The sequence below is a fragment of the Longispora urticae genome (assembly GCF_053902585.1).
The window spans coordinates 43,401-61,031 of the sequence record NZ_JAQZSH010000024.1; the positions used below are offsets into that span (position 1 = coordinate 43,401).

Here is a 17,631-nt window from a genome sequence, read left to right on the forward strand (position 1 = left end):
CGCTCATCGCTGCGCCAGGTACGAGATCGCCTTGTCCATGTCGGCCTTCACCTGGGCGGTCTGGGTCTCGTTCAGCGGCCCGCGCGGCGGCCGGCACGCCCCGCCGACCCGCCCGACGAGCTCCTGGCCCAGCTTGATGGCCTGCACGAACTCGGTCCGCGAGTCCCAGCGGAACGCGGCGACCAGCGGCTCGTAGATCGCCCGCGCGCCGGCCACGTCCCCGGCGGTCGCGAGCGTGTACAGCTCCACCGACTCCTTCGGGAACACGTTCGGGAAGCCGGCCAGCCAGCCGACGGCGCCCATCAGCAGGCTCTCCAGGACCACGTCGTCGGCGCCGGACACCACGTCGAGGCCGGGGGCCGCCTCGCGGATCTCCAGGACCCGGCGGACGTCGCCCGAGAACTCCTTCACCGCGACGATGTTGTCGAGGGTGGCGATCTCGGCGAGTACCGACGGCGTCAGGTCGACCTTCGTGTCGATCGGGTTGTTGTAGACCATCACGGGCAGCCCGACCTTCGCGATCTCGGCGAAGTGCGCGACGACCTCGGAGCGGTTGGCCCGGTACATGGTCGGCGGCAGGGCGAGCACGCCGTGCGCCCCGGCCTCGGCGGCCTGCTCGGTCCACAGCCGCGCCTGGTGGGAGCCCGGGGCGGACACGCCGGCCACCACGACCCCGTTGTCGCCGACGGCGGCCACGGCGGTGCGGACGACCTGCGCGCGCTCCTCGTCGGTGAGGGACGAGTACTCGCCGAGCGACCCGTTCGGCGTCACGCCCCGGCAGCCGTTCGCGACGAGCCAGGCGCAGTGCTCGGCGTACGCGTCGTGGTCGACCCGCAGTCCGGCCGGGGCGGCGGCGTCGGAGACGTAGGGCAGGGTGGTGGCGACAATGACGCCGCGCAGATCCGTGGTCATGAGGGGTCCTTTGCTGAGGCGAGGTCGCCGAGGGTGATGGGGGTTGCGATGGGACGGTGGTCGGCGGGCGGCAGCCCCGCCAGGTCCGCGACGTTGCGGCCGCAGACCCGGCCCTGGCACCAGCCCAGGCCGGCCCGGGTGCACAACTTGAGGGTGCGCAGGCCGGTGACCTGGTCGGCGAGGGCCGCGCGCAGCGTGCCGCACGTGACCTCCTCGCACCGGCAGACCAGGGTGTCTTCGTCGAGCCAGGTCCGCCAGCCGGGCTTCACCGGGTACACGGCGTCGAGTGCCGCCGCGAACCGGGTGTAGGTGGCCCGCTGCTTCGTTGCCGCCGGGTCGGGGGCGGCCCCGGCGGCGGCCAGCCCGGCGAGCCGACCCTCGGCGGCGGACAGCGCCGCGCCGCCGATCCCGGTGAGCTCGCCGGCCGCGTAGACGCCGGGGACGGTGGTGCGCTGGGTGGCGTCGACCCGCACGAAGGCCTGGCCGGAGTCGGGGGCCGCGGTCCGGGCAGCGCTCCGGCCCGCGGTCCGCGCGACGGTCGAGCCGGCGGTCTGGTCCGGCGTCCCGATTCCGGTCGTGCCGGCGGCCCGGCCCGCGGTTCCGTCGGTGTGGTCGAGGGCCTGGCCGACCGCGCAGCCCAGGGCCGTGGCCAGCTCCAACTGCGGGGTGAAGCCGTAACCGACCGCGACGGCGTCGACCTCGACGGTCCGGGTCGACGCGACCGTCCAGTCCGGACGGAGCTTCGCCACGGTGGCGGCCTCGACCCGGTCGGTGCCGTGCACGGCGACGATCGCCTGCCCGTAGCGGACGAGGACGCCGTGCCGGGCCAGGACCGCGTTGTAGTGCGCCGCCTCGGCCAGCTTCGCGGGGACCCGCAGGAGGTCGGCCGGCCGCCGCAGCCAGCCGCCGGCGATCCGGTTGGCCTCCAGGACCCCTTCGAGGTGTACGCCGGCGGCCAGCAGCCCCGCCGCGACCGGCAACAGGAACGGCCCCGTCCCGCCGACGAGCATCCGGGCGCCCGGCCGGACCCGCTGCCCCTTGACCAGCGCCTGGGCGGCCCCGGCGGTGTACACCCCGGGCAGGTCCCAGCCGGGGAACGGCACGGCCCGGTCGTACGCCCCCGTCGCGAGCACCACCGCGGCGGCCGTGACCGCGCCGCCGGCCCGGCCGTCGGTGAGCAGGTGCAGCACGTGGCCCGGGTGCCCGTCCGGTCGGCTGGACGCGGGCTCGGCGGCCCAGACCGTGGTGCTCGTCCGGTGCTCGATCCGGCTGTGCGCGACGACCTGGGCGATCAGGTCGGCGGCGGCCCGCTGGTCGGGGTGCGCGCGTTCGGGGTGCGCGGCGCGGAAGCTCCCCGGCAGCTGCCGGTGGTACTGCCCACCGGGCCGGGCGTTGGCGTCCAGCAGCAGGACGCGGGCCCCGGCGTCGGCGGCGGCGAGCGCGGCGTGCAGACCGGCAGGCCCGGCCCCGACCACGACGACCGTGTGGCCGCGCGCCGGGGAGCCGTTCGACGTCGTGTCCGGTCCGGTTGCGGTCGCGCCGCCGGAGGGCGCGAGGGAAGGGGCGGCCGTGGGCGGCGGCGGGGTGGTGCCCGTGCCGCCCTGGGTGCGGATCGCGTCGCCGTCGGACACCGGGCGCAGGCAGGCCCGCACGTCCGGCTCGTCGTTCACGGTGACCAGGCAGTCGAAGCACGCCCCGATCCCGCAGAACACGCCCCGGGGCCTCCCGCCGAACCGGGTGCTCCGCCAGGCGGCCCGCCCGTCGGCGATCAGGGTCGCGGCCACGGACTCGCCGTCCCGGGCGACCAGCGGCACACCGTCCACGGTGACGGTCACCGCCGCGGCGTCCACCCCGACGGGATCGTCAGGGATGCGGCCGGCGGCCTGAGCGCGGGTGGAGCCGCTGGCCCGGCCCGGGGAGGCCTGGGAGCCCGGGGAGCCTGCGGGGACTCGGCCGGGCGTGCCGGCGGAGCCGATCCGACCCGGGTCGGCGGTGGCCGCCTGCGGGGGCTGGTCCGGGGAGCCGGCCGTGGGCGCGGTCACGCGAACCTCCCGGGGGAGAAGGGGATCGGGTCGACGGTGGAGGTGCCGCCGGTCATCAGGGCCGCGAGCAGCGCGCCGGTGGCGGGGGCCAGGCCGATGCCCGCGCCCTCGTGCCCCGTCGCGTACCACAGCCCCGGGTGCCGGGGGTCCTCGCCGATCACGGGCAGGTGGTCGGGGGCGTACGGCCGGAAGCCGCCGTAGGCGCGCATCACGCGTACCCCCGAAAGGGTGGGGAAGAGGGAGACCGCGCCCTGGGCGAGCACCCGCAGCGCCGCCACCCGGATGGTCGCGTCGAAGCCGATCCGTTCGCGGGTGGAGCCGATCAGGATCGGGCCGGCCGGGGTGCCCTCGACGACCGCCGACGCCTGGAGCCCCGCGTCGTCGCTGGCGACGGCGGCGAGGTAGCTGGCGTCGTAGACCTTGTGCCGCACGAGCGCGGGCACCGGGGCGGTCACCAGGACCATGCCGCGCCGGGGCTGGATGGGCAGGTCGGCCCCCGCCAGCGCGGCGACGGCGCCCGACCAGGGGCCGGCGGCGACGACGACCTGCGCGGTGGAGAGCGTGCCGAGGGTGGTGTGCACCGCGCGCCCCGGCTCGATCCCGGTGACCGCGGCCCCGGTCAGCAGGACCGCGCCGAGGCGGCGGGCGGCGGTGAGCAGGGCGGCCGTGGCGAGCACGGGCTGGACCTGGCAGTCCTGCGGGTAGTGCGCGGCGCCGGCGACGTCCGGAGTGAGGTGGGGTTCGCGGTCGGCGAGTTCGTCGGCGGTGATGTCGCGGGCGTCGACCCCGACCTCGCGGTGGGTCTTCGTCAGGTGCCCGAGCGCGGTGGCGGCCTCGGGGGTCCGGGCGACGAGGATGCCGCCCTTGTCCTCCAGCTCGACCTCCGGGCCGAGGCCCAGGGCGTGCCAGCGGGTCAGGGAGTCGCGGGCCAGGTCCAGCTCCGGGCCGGGCGGCTTGTCGGAGACGAGGAGGTTGCCCTCGCCGCCGGACGTGGTGCCCCCGGCGAGCGCGCCCCGGTCGACGACGGTGACGGACAGCCCGAGCCGGGCCAGCTCATACGCCGTCGCGGCGCCGATGATGCCGGCCCCGATGATGACGACGTCGCTGTTCACCGTTCTCCTGTTCGCTATATCGAACGCTTCGTTCGACACAGTATGCCTGTCACATGTACTGCGTCAAATATTACCGGCCGACGGAAGCCCGGTCACCCGTGCGCGCGGGCGACGGCCATACGCCAACTTATGGGACGCGGGGACCACCCGGACGCGCAAAGCGCCAACTTCGCCCTCAGGACCTGGGATCGCCTCTGTTCTTGATCTGACGTCTTGGCCCGCTGAGGGCGGGGAGCCGAAGGCGGAGGTGCGTCCGCATACCGGTGTTGTATGCGGACGTGCCGACAACGCGCGGATCGTCGCCCTCAGCGGGCCCCACCCACTACGAAGAGTGCTGAAGGATCAAGGTCGACAGCACGGGCCCGTCCACCGCCTCGTAGCTGTGCGGAATGCTCGCGGAAAAGCACACGTAGTCACCGGCCCGCAGTTCGAACGGGTCGTTCGGCGGCCCCACCCGCAGCACCCCGGACACCACGTGGATGTGCTCCAGTCCCGGGTGCCCCTCCGAGTGCTGCACGGCCCCGGGGCGCACGCGCTGCTCGTACACCTCGATGATCGTTCTTCCTGCGTCGAGCCGGTGCAGCAGCCGCAGCTCGACCGCCGCCCCGCTGATCTTCGTGCCCTCGCCGGCCCTGACCAGGGCGATCGCGCTGCGCTCGGCCTCGCTGACCAGCGCCGAAACCGGGACGTCCAGGGCGCGCGACAAGGAGAACAGCGTCTCGATCGTCGGGTTCCCGCCGGGCCCCTCCAGCTGGGACAGCGTCGCCTTGCCGATGCCGGAGCGTCTGCTCAGCTCCGACAGGGAGATGTTGCGGGCGGCGCGCAGGGTGCGCAGGTTCGCGGCGAGGACGGCTTGCATCGTGGACACGCTCAGCAGCGTAGCGGGACGTCGTGACAGGATAGGGAGCATGTGTGGACTGCTCACCTTCGTCAGCGCTCTCGGAGCGGCACCCCTGCAGCAGGCGGCGTTCACCGCGGCCCTGGACACGATTCAGCACCGTGGGCCGGACGAGACCGAGGTCACCCGGGCCGGGCACGACGTCCTGCTCGGCTTCCAGCGCCTGTCGATCATCGACGTGGAGAAGAGCCACCAGCCGATCTGGTACGACCACGACCGGTACGTGATGACCTTCAACGGCGAGATCTACAACTACATCGAGCTGCGCGAGGAGCTGGTCAAGCAGTTCGGCGCGGAGTTCCGCACGGACGGCGACTCGGAGACCATCGTCGCGGCGTACCACTACTGGGGCCCGCAGGCCGTCAAGAAGCTGCGCGGCATGTTCGCGTTCCTGATCTGGGACACCCAGTCCAAGACGGCGTTCGGCGCGCGCGACCCGTTCGGCATCAAGCCGCTGTTCTACACGCTCACCGAGGACGGGCTGTACGTGGCGAGCGAGAAGAAGGCGCTCATGCCCTTCTCGGCCGCGGCGCGCAACGGGGACGCGGGCATCGACGGGGCGAACCTGTCGCACTACCTGACCCTGCAGTACGTGCCGGAGCCCGGCACCATGACGAAGGGCATCTCCCGGCTCGGCTCGGGCGAGTGCTTCACGTACCAGCCGGGCGGCTCGATGGAGGTCATGCGGTACTGGAAGGCGGAGTTCCGCCCGACCCCGGTCACCGACACGGAGCGCAAGTACGCGCAGATCCGTGAGGCCCTGCGGGAGAGCGTCCGGATCCACATGCGCTCGGACGTGCCGGTCGGCGCGTTCCTGTCCAGCGGCATCGACTCCACGGCCGTCGTCGCGCTGGCCCGGGAGTTCAACCCGAACATCCTCACCTTCACCGCCGCGCTCGACGTCGAGGGCTACTCGGAGCTCGACGTCGCGCAGGACTCCGCCCGGCACCTGGGCGTGAAGACGTACCCGGTGGTCGTGACGGCCCAGATGATGATGGACGCGCTGCCGAAGATCGTCTGGCACCTCGACGACCCGGTCGCCGACCCGGCCCTCGTCCCGCTCTACTACGTCGCGAAGCTGGCCAGCGAGCACGTCACGGTGTCCCTGTCCGGCGAGGGCTCCGACGAGTTCTTCGGCGGCTACACGATCTACCGCGAGCCGCTGTCCCTGCGCTCCATCACGGGCCTGCCCGACGGGGTGCAGAAGGGCCTGCGCGCCGTCTCGAAGGTGATCCCCGAGGGCGTGAAGGGCAAGAGCTTCCTGGAGCGGGGTACGACGCCCCTGACCGAGCGGTACTACGGCAACGCCAAGATCTTCACCGAGGACGAGAAGCGCGACCTGATGCGCCGCTACGACCCGGCGGTCCGCTACACCGACGTCACCGACGGGATCTACACCGAGGCCGCGCACCTCGACGACGTGACGAAGATGCAGTACATCGACCTGTACACCTGGCTGCGCGGCGACATCCTCGTCAAGGCGGACCGGATGTCGATGGCCAACTCGCTCGAGGTCCGCGTCCCGTTCCTCGACTACGAGGTGTTCGCGGCCGCCGCCGACCTGCCGGTGGACCTCAAGCTCCCGCCGCGCTCCACGGACACGAAGTACGCGCTCCGCCAGGCGCTGCGCGGGGTCGTCCCGCCGGAGATCGTCAACCGGGTCAAGCTCGGCTTCCCCACCCCGATCCGGGTCTGGCTGAAGACCGAGATGTACCAGTGGGCCAAGGACATCTTCGCGTCCTCGGGCGCCGGCAGCCTGGTCGACCTGGGCTACGCGCAGCGCCTGCTCGACGCGCACCGGGCCGGCGAGGGCGACCAGAGCCGCAAGGTGTGGACGATCCTGGTCTTCTGCCTCTGGTACGCGATCTACGTCGACCACACCCTCAACCCGGGCGTCGGCCACAACGCCTCCCAGCTCAAGCTGAAGCCCCGGGTCGACCGGGTCGTCGCGTAGCCCGATGACACTCCGCGCGGCCGGGTCTGTCGTGCCCGGACCCGGCCCGGCCGCGCCCCGTCAGGGGCCCGGCCGGTGATCCGGGTCATGGTGGTCGACGACCATCCCATGTGGCGCGACGGTGTGTCCCGCGACCTCACCGCCGCCGGGTACGACGTCGTCGCCACCTGCGGCGAGGGCCGCCAGGCGGTCAGGATCGCCCCGGCAGTCCGCCCGCAGGTCGCCGTCCTGGACCTGCAACTGCCCGACCTGTCCGGGGTGGACGTGGTGCGCGGCCTGCTCGCCGCCGACCCGGAGATCCGGATCATGATGCTGTCGGCCGTGGACGAGCGCCAGGCCGTCCTGGACGCGGTGAAGGCCGGCGCGCTGGGCTACCTCCTCAAGTCGGCGCACACCGCCGAGTTCCTGGAGGCGGTCCGGGCCACCGCCGCCGGGGAGGCCGTGTTCTCGCCGGGGCTGGCGGCGCTGATCCTGGGGGAGTACAAGCAGCTCCCGGCCGGCGGGCCGCAGCTCACCGACCGGGAGACCGAGGTGCTCCGGTTCGTCGCCAAGGGCCTCAGTTACCGGCAGATCGCCGAGCGCCTCGTCCTGTCGCACCGCACCGTGCAGAACCACGTGCAGAACACCCTCACCAAGCTCCAACTGCACAACCGCGTCGAACTGGTCCGGTACGCGATCGAGAACGACCTCTACGACTGAGTACGACCGGCCGGCGAGGCTGGACCCGTGCGGCCTCCAGCTCGTGGCATGCGCGATCCGGCGTGCCCGCCCCGGATTCTGGGTACCTTCGACCTCATGGTGGACGACGACCCGACCCGTGCCGGGGCGCGGCAGCTCGCCCTGTGCGCCGCCGTCGGTATCGGCTCGGCGGTGCTCTGGCTGCTCGGCGGCTGGGGCGTCGGCTCCCTGATCCCGTGCGAGATGGACGGCTTCGGCTGCCTGGGCACGATGCTGGTGGCCCTCGCCGTAGCGGTGCCGGTCACCATGCTGGTCAGCTGGATCGTGCTCCGGCTGCTGAGGGTGCGCGGCCCGGCCGCCGTGGCCCTGCTCGGTCCGGTCCTGACCGTCGCGCTGGTCTACGGCGTCGACAAGCTGCGGCTGTGGGGCCCGACCAGCGCGGTGCCCGGCCTGTCCGAGGCGCTGGGCGCGGTGCCGGTCCTGGCGGCCGGCGTCGGCTACCTGCTCGTCGGCTGGCTCACGTACGCGGTGACCGCCCGGCGTGCCGCGGCACGCGGAACTCGATTTCGGTCCCCTGACCCGGGGCCGTGACCAGGGACATCGTCCCGCCGAGGCCCTCGGCCCGCCCGCGCATCGACTGGGCGACCCCCAGCCGGCCGGCCGCCGCCGCCCGGTCCACCTGGTCGGCCGTCGCCCCCAGCCCGTCGTCGCGGACCGACACCAGCACGTCGGCGCGTTCCTCCTCGACCGTCACCCAGGCCCGCGCCCCGGGGCCGGCGTGCCGGGTGACGTTGTCCAGGGCGGCGCCGACGGCGGCGACGAGTTCCGTGGCCCGGTCCGACGGCAGCAGTACCGGACCGGCCGGGCCCGAGACCGACACCTGGGTGGACGCGAAACCTGTGAGGAGTGCGCACAGGTCCGCCTCCCCGCCGGGGGCCACCGGCCCGTGCACGCCGAGGACCAGGCCGCGCAGGGCCGCCTCCTGCTCGCCGGCCAGCCGGGCGATCTCCGCGCCGTCCGGGCCTAGGTCGGGGCCCCGCCGGTGCACGAGGGTGAGGACCTGGAGCACGCCGTCGTGCACGATCCGGGCGAGCCGTTCGCGTTCGTTGACGGCCGCCTCGCGCTCCGTCATCAGGGTCATCCGCCACTCGGCGTCGCGGAGCAGCTGGGACACCAGGCCGACGACGCCGCCGCCCATCAGGAGCATCACGACGTCGTACAGGGTGTTCTGGCTCGGCGGGACGCCCGGCAGCACCATCGTGATCACGATGATCACCAGGCTGGCCGCCATGCCGCGCCACGGGCCGCCGAGGATCGCGCAGGCCAGCACCGACGCGGACACCCACGGGCCGGTGACCGTCGCGTCCGGGTCGCCGCCGTCGAGAACGTAGAACGTGCCCAGCAGGAGTACGGCGCTGACGGCCAGGTCGGCGAGGCACACCGCCCACCGCCGGCCCCGGTCGACCGCGTTGGCGGCGGTCATCGCGACCGTCCACAGCACCATCGTGACGAACACCCCGAGGGCGAGCCGCCGGTCGGTGTACACCGGCCAGTAATGCACGGTCTGCATCGCGGCGTAGCCGAGCAGAATCACGCGGTACGCGATCAAGGCGCGCCACAACGGCGTCGCGAACCCCAGCGTCTTCACGCGCCCATCGTGCCACCCACCCCGGCCGCCGTCAGCCCGCCAGCGCCGTCAGCTGCGCCCCGACAGCTCCACGAACCCCCGGCTGACCGCCTCCAACGCGAAGGCCGCCCCCAGCTCCGGCCACCGGCTCAACGCCAGCTCGGCCACCGCGGAGACGTCCGCCCCGTCGGCGTGCCCCTCCCGGATCGTCCAGTCCAGCCCGGCGAGGTCCTTGCGCTGCTCCTCGACGAACTCGCGCCCCACGACGTCCCCGTGCCCGGGCACCACGGGACCGTCCCCGCACAGTTCCAGCAGGGCGCCGAGCGCGTCGGGCCACGACAGCGGGTACGCGTCCGCGAACGACGGCGGCGCGCCCTCCTCGACCAGGTCCCCGGCGATCACGACCCCGTCCACGGCCACCACCAGGTCGCCGGGGCTGTGCCCGAGGCCGAGGTGCCGCAGGTGCACGGCCCGGTCGCCCAGGTCGAGGGTGTGCGAGGTGCGCACCCGGTGGGTCGGGGGCGTGACGACGACGTCGAGCAGGCCGTCGAGGCCGGGGGTGGTGCCCCAGCTCTCGTACACCCGGCGGGTCAGGGTCTCGGAGTTCTCCGCCAGCCGGTCGGCCGTGGCCTCGTGCGCCCAGATGTCGCAGTTGGCGAACGCGGCGTTGCCGAAGCAGTGGTCGAAGTGCGCGTGGGTGTTGACGACGGTCAGCGGCAGGTCGGTGACGGCCCGCACGGCCACCTCCAGCTCGGCGGCCTGCCGGGGGGTGGACAGGGTGTCCACCAGCACCGCGCCGTCCGCGCCGAGGATCAGGGAGACGTTGACGTCGAGCACCGGGTACCGCCAGACCAGAACGCCCGGGGCGACTTCACGAAATGCCATGCGCCTTCTCCACGAATCGGTGCCGGTCGACGACGAGCCGTTCGATCCGGCCCTCGGCGACGAGCGTGTCGGCGTCGTGCAGGGTCACTGTGAAGATCAGCCTACGGCCCTGGACGTCGGCGAGAATGGCTTCGCAGACGACGGTGTGCCCGATGATCGACGGCGCGAGGTGCGAGAACTCGACGAGTACCCCCACGGTCGTGCTGCCGCTGTTGATCTTTCTGGCGGTCGCGGCCACCGTGGCGGCCTCCGCGAGGGCCAGCGCCCGGGGCGTGCCCAGCACGGGAACGTCCCCCGAACCCAGCGCCTGGGCGGTGTCGGCGTCCGTCACGGTCATCTCGAGACGGGCTGACAGGCCCGGCAGCAGCTCCATGTGCTCAGCCTAACGGTGGAAGGCCCTCAGGCACCCGATAGGCTTGGCCGGCTATGACAGCCGAGGAACCCGACACCGCAGGTGCGTCCCGCCGTCGCCGGATCATCGGGATGGGCGTGTGGGCGGCCGCTTTTCTCGTCGGTTGGCTGGTCATCGGCCTGCCGACCGACCCGATCTACGCCTTCGGATGGCTGTGGGCGGCCACGATCGCGTGGAACAACAACCGGCCGTGGCGCTACCACCTCGGCTTCGTCCGGGACTGGTTGCCGATCGTCTCCCTGCTGGTGATCTACAACCTGTCGCGCGGCTTCGCCGGCAAGGGCGTCCCGCACGTGTACGAGCTGGTCGAGTTCGACACCTGGATGTTCGGCTGGGCGATGGACGGCCTGACCCCGACCGTGTGGCTGCAACGGGAGCTCTACGACCCGGCGACCATCCACTGGTGGGACGTCGCGGGCAGCTGGGTCTACTTCTCGCACTTCGCCGCCGCCCTGGTCGTGGCCGTCGTGCTCTGGCTGCGCAGCCGCGACCTGTGGGCCCGGTTCATCCGGCGCTGGTTCTTCCTGTCGTTCATCGGCCTGATCACGTACTTCGCGTACCCGGCCGCCCCGCCGTGGTGGGCCGGCAAGTACGGGGTCGTCGACGAGGTCGCCCGGATCTCCACCCGGGGCTGGCAGGCGATGGGCCTGCACGGCGCCGGCAACATGCTCAACGCCGCCCAGGTCAACGTCGCCAACCCGGTCGCGGCGATGCCGAGCCTGCACACCGCGTTCGCGCTGCTCGTGGTGGCGTTCTTCTTCACCCGGGTCCGGAAGCGCTGGATCCCGGTGCTGCTGCTCTACCCGCTGGCCATGACGTTCACCCTGGTCTACTCGGGCGAGCACTGGATCATCGACGTGCTCGTCGGCTGGCTGTACGTCGGCGTCACCTTCGCAGCCTGCGCCCTCGCGGAGAAGGGCTGGGCGCGTTGGCGGGCCCGGCGGGTGACCGGGGCGAAGGAACCGGTCCCGGTCCCGTGAGGCCGGACGCCACCGGTTCCGCACGACCGCACGCCACCACTTCCGGTTCCGCGCGGCCGGACCCAGCCGGTTCCGCGCGGCCGGATCCGACCGGTCCCGCGCGGTTCGACGACGCCTTCCGGGCCGGTTTCGACACCCTGCTGCGCTGGCGGCGCGACGTGCGGCACTTCTCGCCCGCACCCCTGCCCGCCGCGCTCGTCGAGGAGCTGCTGGACGCCGCGTGCCTCGCGCCGAGCGTCGGCAACGCCCGGCCGTGGCGGTTCGTGTCCGTGGACTCCCCGGACCGCCGCGCCGCGATCGGGGACAACTTCGCCACCGCGAACCGCGCGGCCCTCGCCGGGTACACCGGGGACCGGGCCAGGACCTACGCGACCCTGAAACTGGCCGGGCTCCGCGAGGCGCCGCAGCAGTTCGCCGTGTTCTGCGAGGAACAACCCGTCGAGGGGTACGGGCTGGGCCGCGCCACCATGCCCGAGACCCTGCGCTACTCGGCCGTCCTCGCCGTGCACACCCTGTGGCTGGCGGCCCGGGCGCACGGGGTGGGGGTGGGCTGGGTGTCGATCCTCGACCCGGTGGCCGCCGCCGCGACCCTGGAGGTGCCACCCACGTGGCGCCTCGTCGCGTACCTGTGCCTGGGGTATCCGCTCGCCGAGTCCGAGACGCCCGAGCTGGAGCGGCTGGGGTGGCAGGCGCGGACGAGCGCGTGCCGCGAGGTGCTCCGCCGCTGAGGGCTGCCGCCCCAGCCCTGTGCGCGGGGGTCCCGCGCGGATCGGGCGCCTCGGTGGCCCGGACCGGTGTTCCGGCCGCACGCGCCGGTCCCGGGAGGCCGCCGCGTGGCCGCCGCTCTAGTCCCGGGACGCCGCCGCGCGGGCGTGCAGCTCGGCGGCGAGCCAGTTCGCCTCGGCCACGGTGCGGTAGTCCGCCGTCACCCGGGCCCCGCCCGCCGTGTGCACCCGCACCGACGCGAGCCCGAGCCGGCGCTGCCACGGGCCCTGTTCGAGGCTGACGGCCTGGATCCGGGTGTACGGCACGACCGTCACCCGGGGGCTGAACAGCCCCGACCGGGTCACGAACAGCTCGGGGGTGAGCCCGAAGCCCAACGTCCGGGCCCGCACCGGGGCCCGCCAGCGCGCCCGCTCCGGGGCCGGGGACAGCGGCATGGTCGCCGCCACGGCCGCGCCCGGCAGCGCGCGTTCCAGGATCGGCCACGCGGTGCCCGGGTCGGCGACCGGCAGCAGGGTGTCGCCCGTGATCGCTTCGCCCTCACCGGTCCGCACCCCGGCGACGTGCAGCTCGCACGCCACCCAGCCCTGCGAGCGCCACAGCAGCGGCCGGACCACCGCCACGGACTGCACCCGCTCCGCCGGGACCGTCTGGTGCCGGGTCTCCGTCGCGCCGTGGCTGATCCGCAGCCCCTCGGGCACCGCCGCGACGGTGAAGTCGTAGAACCGCAGGAACCGCCGGATCGGGGTACCGAGGGTGCCCAGCGCGGCCGTCACCGTACCGGCGATCCCGACGAACGACAGCTCCGGGTTGAACGAGAACAGGACGATCGGGACGGCGAGCGCGAACGGCGACAGCAGCGCCGACCAGGTGAGCGCCTGGGACACGGCGAGATCTCGCAACGCCACCTGGTGCAGCACCTCGGGGGCGGGTTCCCCGTCGGCGGCGACCGTGCCCGTCGTCGCGGCGGGGAACCCGCCCGGGTCGGTGTCGGAGCCCGCACCCGCGTCCTGGTCGGCGCCGGTGTCCGGTGCCGCCACCGGTGCCGGTCCGCGCTTCAGGGCCAGCAGTTCCACCCGGAGCCGCTCGGCGTCGACCACCGGCAGGTACGCCAGCCGCGCCTCCGACTTGTCCCCGCCGACCACCTCGATCCGCAGCTCCGCGAGCCCGGTGAGCTGGGCCAGCAGCGGCCGGATCACCTCGATGGACTGCATCCGCTCCAGCGGCACCGACCGGTTGCGCCGGACGAGGAGCCCCTCCTGGATCCGCAGTTCCCGGTCCACGACCTCGAAGTTGCTGACCCGCCAGGCCACGAACGAGTACGCGAGCGCGCCGGCGCCGCCGATCGCCACGATCAGCGCGCCCTGCTGGAGCCCGAACCGGGCGAAGCCCTGCCAGGACAGGGCGGCGATCACCACCCAGAACGCCCTGACTCCCTTGAGCAGCGGGGTGAGCGGGTGCAGCCGCTGGCTCACAGGCCCTCGGTCCCGTGCCGGCCGAGCGCGGCGAGCCGGTCCCGCAGCCGCACGGCCTCGGCGGGCGCGAGGCCCGGCACCGTAGCGTCGGCCCCGACGGCGGCGGTGTGCATCTGCACCGTGGCCAGCCCGAACATCCTTTCCACCGGCCCGACGGCCACATCCACGAACTGCATCCGGGCGTACGGCACGATGGACAGTCGGCGGATGAGCAGCCCGTGCCGGACGAGCAGGTCGGCGTCGCGTTCCGCGTACCCCCAGGACCGGATCTGCCGGACGAGGAACGGGGCGCGCACGAGGCCGTAGACCACGACGGCGACGGCCCCGGCGAGGGCGGGCCACCAGTCGGTCACCAGCCAGCCGACCACCCCGGCGACGGCGAACGCGAGCGTCCCGGTGGCCAGCGAGATCAACCGCACCAGCACGTACCGCGGCGAGAGTTTCTGCCAGGTGACGTCGGGCAGCGGGTCCAGCGGGCTCGTGCTCGGGTCCGTCATGACTCCACGGTAGCGTCCGGCGCGGTGGTGAGCGGTTCGACGCCGAGCAGGAAGCCGCGCGCGTCCAGGAAGCTGGAGAGCGAACCCCGGTGCTCGTCGCAGGCGACCCACACCTTGCGCCGGTCGGGCGCGTGCAGTTTGGGATTTCGCCACACAACGGACCAGGTGGCGGGGGATTTGCATTGTTTCGCGGAGCAGATGATGGACTCGGCGGAGCTGATTGTCTCGCTCATGACGCCCAAGTCTGAAGTATGAGGAGCGCCGGGCAGCCACGGGGGAAGCTGCCCGGCGTCGATGCCAATGCTACACGCGGCCCGGGGGGCGATGTCCAGCACAGGTTGCGGCCCGCGGCGAGAATTTACCGGGGCCGAACGGAGCCGGTCGCGGTGCGCACGGCCGGGTGGTGCCGGCGTGTAATGCTGGGGGTCGACAAGCTCACCATCACCGTGGAGGTTCCGTGTCGACCCAGCAGACCACGCCCGCCCAGGACGCGACGCTCCTGGAGAAGGCGTTGTTCGAGGTCAAGCGCGTGATCGTCGGTCAGGACCGGATGATCGAGCGGATGTTCGTCGCGCTGCTGGCCAGGGGACACTGCCTGCTGGAGGGCGTGCCCGGCGTGGCGAAGACCCTCGCGGTGGAGACGATCGCGAAGGTCGTCGGCGGTTCCTTCTCCCGGGTCCAGTTCACCCCGGACCTGGTCCCGGCGGACCTGGTCGGCACCCGGATCTTCCGGCAGTCCAGCGAGAGCTTCGATGTCGAGCTCGGCCCGGTGTTCGCCAACTTCCTGCTCGCCGACGAGATCAACCGCGCGCCCGCGAAGGTGCAGTCGGCGCTGCTGGAGGTCATGGCGGAGCAGCAGGTGACGATCGGGGGCAAGGCGTACAAGGTGCCGCTGCCGTTCCTCGTGATGGCCACCCAGAACCCGATCGAGCAGGAGGGCGTCTACCCGCTCCCGGAGGCGCAGCGCGACCGGTTCCTGCTCAAGATCCAGGTGGGCTACCCGACGGACGCCGAGGAGCGCGAGATCGTCTACCGGGTCGGCGTCGCCATCCCCGAGCCGAACGTGGTGTTCGCCCCGGAGGACCTGACCACCCTGCAGAAGAAGGCCGACGAGGTCTTCGTGCACAACGCGCTGGTCGACTACGCGGTCCGGCTCGTGCTGGCCACCCGGTCGCCGGCCGACGCGGGACTGCCGGAGATCGCCCCCCTGATCCAGTACGGGGCGAGTCCCCGCGCCTCGCTCGGCATCGTCCGGGCGACCCGGGCGCTGGCCCTGCTCCGGGGCCGCGACTACGCCCTGCCGCAGGACGTCCAGGACATCGCGCCCGACATCCTCCGCCACCGGCTCGTGCTGTCCTACGACGCGCTCGCCGACAACATCCCGGCGGAGCAGATCGTCGAGCGGGTGCTCCAGGTCGTGCCGGTGCCCACGGTGGCGCCCCGGCAGCAGGCCGCCGCGCACCCGGCCCCGACCGGCGGGCCCGCCCCGGTGTACGCGCCGGCGCCCCAGCCCGCCCCGGCCAGCCCGGGCGCCTGGTGACCGGGCGGCCCGCCACCAGGCCGCTCGCCGCCGGACCGTTGACGACGGAGCGGGCGGAGGTCGTCCTCTCCAAGCTCCAGCTCCTGATCACCCGCAAGCTCGACGGCCTGCTCCAGGGCGACTACCTGGGGCTGCTGCCCGGGCCGGGCTCGGAGCCGGGGGAGTCCCGGGAGTACCGGCCCGGTGACGACGTGCGCCGGATGGACTGGCCGGTCACGGCCCGGACCACGGTGCCGCACGTCCGGCAGACCGTGGCCGACCGGGAGCTGGAGACCTGGATGGCCGTGGACCTGTCGGCCTCGCTGGACTACGGCACCGCCAACTGCCTCAAGCGCGACCTGGTGGTGGCGGCCTCGGCGGCCATCTCGCACCTGACGGTGCGCGGCGGCAACCGGATCGGCGCGGTCGTCGGCACGGGCGAGGGCGTGACCCGGCTGCCGGCCCGGCCGGGCCGCAAGGAGGCCGACGGGCTGCTCCGCCAGCTCGCCCGGACCCCGATCCGTCCGGGCCGCGCCGACCTGGGCACGCTGATCGACAAGCTGAACTCGCCGCCGCGCCGCCGGGGGATGGCCGTGGTGATCTCCGACTTCATGACCCCGACCGGTTGGGAGCGTCCGCTGCGTAAGCTGGCCGTCCGGCACGAGGTGCTGGCCATCGAGGTGGTCGACCCGACGGAGCTGGAGCTGCCCGACGCGGGCGTGCTCACCCTGGTCGACCCGGAGACCGGCTTCTCGCACGAGGTGCAGACCGGCGACGCCCGGCTGCGGGCCCGCTACGCCGCCGCGGCGGCCGAGCAGCGCGCTACGATCGCGCGGGAGATCCGGCGTGCCGGCGCGGCCCAGCTGCGGCTGCGCACCGACTCCGACTGGCTACTCGACATCGTGCGCTTCGTCGCCGCCCAACGGCACGCGCGTACCAGGGGGACCACCCGATGATCCGTTTTCTCGAGCCGTGGTGGCTGCTGGCGGTGCTGCCGGTGCTGGCGCTGGCGGGCGCGTACGTGTGGCGCCAGCTCCACCGCCAGGCGTACGCGCTGCGGTTCACCAATGTGGACCTGCTCAAGACCCTGGCCCCCCGGGGCCTCGGCTGGCGGCGGCACGCGGCGGCCGTGGCGCTGCTGTTGAGCCTGCTGGTGCTGTCCACGGCGATGGCCCGGCCCTCGACGGACGCGCGGACGCCGATGGAGCGCGCGACGGTGATGATCGCCCTGGACGTGTCGCTGTCGATGCAGTCCCGGGATGTGGCGCCGAGCCGGATCCAGGCCGCCAAGGACGCGGCGAAGGACTTCGTGAAGCAGCTGCCGAAGTCGTTCAACATCGGGCTGGTGTCGTTCGCGAAGAGCGCGAACGTGCTGGTGTCCCCGGTGAAGGACAAGGAGGCGGTGGTGGCGGCGATCGACGGGCTGCAGCTCGCCGAGTCCACGGCCACCGGCGAGGCGGTGTTCACGTCGCTGCAGGCCATCCAGTCGGTGCCCGCCGACGGGGCGCAGGGCGCGCCGCCGGCCCGGATCGTGCTGATCTCCGACGGCTTCCGGACGTTCGGCCGGTCGATCGAGGAGGCGGGCCAGGCGGCCGCCGCCGCGAACGTGCCGGTGTCGACCATCGCGTTCGGGACGGACGAGGGCACGGTGGACATCAACGGACAGACCACCCGGGTGCCGGTGGACCGGGTGTCGCTGGAGAAGCTGGCCACGTCGACCAAGGGCCACTACTACCAGGCGGTCACGAGCGAGCAGCTCAAGCAGGTGTACCAGGACATGGGCCACTCGATCGGGTACCGCACGATGTCCCGCGAGATCAGCCAGTGGTTCATCGCTCTGGGGCTGTTGTTCGCTTTCGCGGCGGCGGGTATGAGTCTGCTCTGGACGTCCCGACTGCCATAGCACGACGGGTATCT

Annotated in this window: 18 protein-coding genes; 8 read left to right on the forward strand and 10 right to left on the reverse strand. The window is 73.2% G+C overall.

What is annotated here, in order from left to right; all coding sequences use genetic code 11:
- Positions 1-3 precede the first annotated feature (3 nt).
- From PT931_RS15065 to PT931_RS15080, 4 genes are all read right to left on the reverse strand, one after another.
- On the reverse strand, positions 4-912 hold the full coding sequence (locus PT931_RS15065) for a dihydrodipicolinate synthase family protein (RefSeq protein WP_456246368.1): 909 nt from the start codon (positions 910-912) through the stop codon (positions 4-6).
- Positions 909-2,954 (reverse strand): 2Fe-2S iron-sulfur cluster-binding protein, encoded by a 2,046-nt coding sequence (locus tag PT931_RS15070; protein ID WP_456246369.1) that lies wholly within the window; start codon positions 2,952-2,954, stop codon positions 909-911. The genes PT931_RS15065 and PT931_RS15070 overlap by 4 nt, the downstream gene beginning before the upstream one ends.
- Positions 2,951-4,066: an NAD(P)/FAD-dependent oxidoreductase gene (locus tag PT931_RS15075; protein ID WP_456246370.1), complete on the reverse strand. Its 1,116-nt coding sequence runs from the start codon at positions 4,064-4,066 to the stop codon at positions 2,951-2,953. Before PT931_RS15075 ends, PT931_RS15070 begins: the two co-directional genes overlap by 4 nt.
- 322 nt (positions 4,067-4,388) lie before the next feature.
- Positions 4,389-4,925 carry a helix-turn-helix domain-containing protein gene (locus PT931_RS15080; protein ID WP_363727008.1) on the reverse strand — a complete coding sequence of 179 codons (537 nt, stop codon included), beginning with the start codon at positions 4,923-4,925 and terminating at the stop codon, positions 4,389-4,391.
- Between the two features lie 49 nt (positions 4,926-4,974).
- Here PT931_RS15080 and asnB point away from each other — a divergent pair, with 49 nt between their 5' ends.
- The 3 genes from asnB to PT931_RS15095 all read left to right on the forward strand — a co-directional run bounded on the left by asnB (position 4,975) and on the right by PT931_RS15095 (position 8,187).
- On the forward strand, positions 4,975-6,918 hold the full coding sequence (asnB, locus tag PT931_RS15085; protein ID WP_456246371.1) for an asparagine synthase (glutamine-hydrolyzing): 1,944 nt from the start codon (positions 4,975-4,977) through the stop codon (positions 6,916-6,918).
- Between the two features lie 87 nt (positions 6,919-7,005).
- The gene (locus tag PT931_RS15090; RefSeq protein WP_456246434.1) at positions 7,006-7,617 is read left to right on the forward strand and encodes a response regulator; all 612 of its coding nucleotides are present in this window, start codon (positions 7,006-7,008) and stop codon (positions 7,615-7,617) included.
- A gap of 96 nt (positions 7,618-7,713) precedes the next feature.
- Positions 7,714-8,187 carry a hypothetical protein gene (locus PT931_RS15095; RefSeq protein WP_456246372.1) on the forward strand — a complete coding sequence of 158 codons (474 nt, stop codon included), beginning with the start codon at positions 7,714-7,716 and terminating at the stop codon, positions 8,185-8,187.
- Here the strand turns inward: PT931_RS15095 and macS are convergent.
- The 3 genes from macS to PT931_RS15110 are packed head-to-tail and all read right to left on the reverse strand — an operon-like array spanning position 8,114 to position 10,481.
- Complete coding sequence (gene macS, locus PT931_RS15100) at positions 8,114-9,244, reverse strand: MacS family sensor histidine kinase (protein ID WP_456246373.1); 1,131 nt, start codon at positions 9,242-9,244, stop codon at positions 8,114-8,116. The two genes, PT931_RS15095 and macS, sit on opposite strands and share 74 nt — an antisense overlap.
- A gap of 48 nt (positions 9,245-9,292) precedes the next feature.
- Positions 9,293-10,108, reverse strand: coding sequence for an MBL fold metallo-hydrolase (locus PT931_RS15105; protein WP_456246374.1), 816 nt, complete (start codon positions 10,106-10,108; stop codon positions 9,293-9,295).
- Positions 10,095-10,481: a thioesterase family protein gene (locus PT931_RS15110; protein WP_363728694.1), complete on the reverse strand. Its 387-nt coding sequence runs from the start codon at positions 10,479-10,481 to the stop codon at positions 10,095-10,097. The genes PT931_RS15105 and PT931_RS15110 overlap by 14 nt, the downstream gene beginning before the upstream one ends.
- A 53-nt stretch (positions 10,482-10,534) precedes the next feature.
- On the opposite strand from PT931_RS15110, the gene PT931_RS15115 reads away from it, so the two are divergent.
- Positions 10,535-11,500, forward strand: coding sequence for a phosphatase PAP2 family protein (locus PT931_RS15115; RefSeq protein WP_456246375.1), 966 nt, complete (start codon positions 10,535-10,537; stop codon positions 11,498-11,500).
- Positions 11,497-12,228, forward strand: a complete 732-nt coding sequence (gene bluB, locus PT931_RS15120; RefSeq protein ID WP_456246376.1) for a 5,6-dimethylbenzimidazole synthase — start codon at positions 11,497-11,499, stop codon at positions 12,226-12,228. Before PT931_RS15115 ends, bluB begins: the two co-directional genes overlap by 4 nt.
- 117 nt (positions 12,229-12,345) lie before the next feature.
- Here the strand turns inward: bluB and PT931_RS15125 are convergent, their stop codons facing one another.
- From PT931_RS15125 to PT931_RS15135, 3 genes are read right to left on the reverse strand one after another with little or no spacing between them, the layout of a single operon-like run.
- The gene (locus PT931_RS15125; protein WP_456246377.1) at positions 12,346-13,698 is read right to left on the reverse strand and encodes a PH domain-containing protein; all 1,353 of its coding nucleotides are present in this window, start codon (positions 13,696-13,698) and stop codon (positions 12,346-12,348) included.
- Complete coding sequence (locus PT931_RS15130) at positions 13,695-14,195, reverse strand: PH domain-containing protein (protein WP_456246378.1); 501 nt, start codon at positions 14,193-14,195, stop codon at positions 13,695-13,697. Before PT931_RS15130 ends, PT931_RS15125 begins: the two co-directional genes overlap by 4 nt.
- Positions 14,192-14,428 (reverse strand): hypothetical protein, encoded by a 237-nt coding sequence (locus PT931_RS15135; RefSeq protein WP_456246379.1) that lies wholly within the window; start codon positions 14,426-14,428, stop codon positions 14,192-14,194. The genes PT931_RS15130 and PT931_RS15135 overlap by 4 nt, the downstream gene beginning before the upstream one ends.
- 224 nt (positions 14,429-14,652) lie before the next feature.
- Between PT931_RS15135 and PT931_RS15140 the strand changes: the two genes are divergently transcribed.
- Genes PT931_RS15140 through PT931_RS15150 form a run of 3 tightly spaced genes read left to right on the forward strand, consistent with a single transcriptional unit; the run spans position 14,653 to position 17,617 of the window.
- A complete protein-coding gene (locus PT931_RS15140) occupies positions 14,653-15,735 on the forward strand; it encodes an AAA family ATPase (RefSeq protein WP_456246380.1) in 1,083 nt (360 codons plus the stop codon).
- Positions 15,732-16,670, forward strand: a complete 939-nt coding sequence (locus PT931_RS15145; RefSeq protein ID WP_456246381.1) for a DUF58 domain-containing protein — start codon at positions 15,732-15,734, stop codon at positions 16,668-16,670. The genes PT931_RS15140 and PT931_RS15145 overlap by 4 nt, the downstream gene beginning before the upstream one ends.
- A complete protein-coding gene (locus PT931_RS15150) occupies positions 16,667-17,617 on the forward strand; it encodes a VWA domain-containing protein (RefSeq protein ID WP_456246382.1) in 951 nt (316 codons plus the stop codon). Before PT931_RS15145 ends, PT931_RS15150 begins: the two co-directional genes overlap by 4 nt.
- Positions 17,618-17,631 lie beyond the last annotated feature (14 nt).

Bases quoted from the DNA above. Each gene is read 5' to 3' on its own strand.
- PT931_RS15065 (WP_456246368.1), bottom strand. From the start codon at position 912: ATGACCACGGATCTGCGCGGCGTCATTGTCGCCACCACCCTGCCCTAC.
- PT931_RS15080 (WP_363727008.1), bottom strand. From the start codon at position 4,925: ATGCAAGCCGTCCTCGCCGCGAACCTGCGCACCCTGCGCGCCGCCCGC.
- asnB (WP_456246371.1), top strand. From the start codon at position 4,975: ATGTGTGGACTGCTCACCTTCGTCAGCGCTCTCGGAGCGGCACCCCTG.
- PT931_RS15090 (WP_456246434.1), top strand. From the start codon at position 7,006: ATGGTGGTCGACGACCATCCCATGTGGCGCGACGGTGTGTCCCGCGAC.
- PT931_RS15095 (WP_456246372.1), top strand. From the start codon at position 7,714: ATGGTGGACGACGACCCGACCCGTGCCGGGGCGCGGCAGCTCGCCCTG.
- PT931_RS15105 (WP_456246374.1), bottom strand. From the start codon at position 10,108: ATGGCATTTCGTGAAGTCGCCCCGGGCGTTCTGGTCTGGCGGTACCCG.
- PT931_RS15110 (WP_363728694.1), bottom strand. From the start codon at position 10,481: ATGGAGCTGCTGCCGGGCCTGTCAGCCCGTCTCGAGATGACCGTGACG.
- PT931_RS15115 (WP_456246375.1), top strand. From the start codon at position 10,535: ATGACAGCCGAGGAACCCGACACCGCAGGTGCGTCCCGCCGTCGCCGG.
- PT931_RS15130 (WP_456246378.1), bottom strand. From the start codon at position 14,195: ATGACGGACCCGAGCACGAGCCCGCTGGACCCGCTGCCCGACGTCACC.
- PT931_RS15135 (WP_456246379.1), bottom strand. From the start codon at position 14,428: ATGAGCGAGACAATCAGCTCCGCCGAGTCCATCATCTGCTCCGCGAAA.
- PT931_RS15150 (WP_456246382.1), top strand. From the start codon at position 16,667: ATGATCCGTTTTCTCGAGCCGTGGTGGCTGCTGGCGGTGCTGCCGGTG.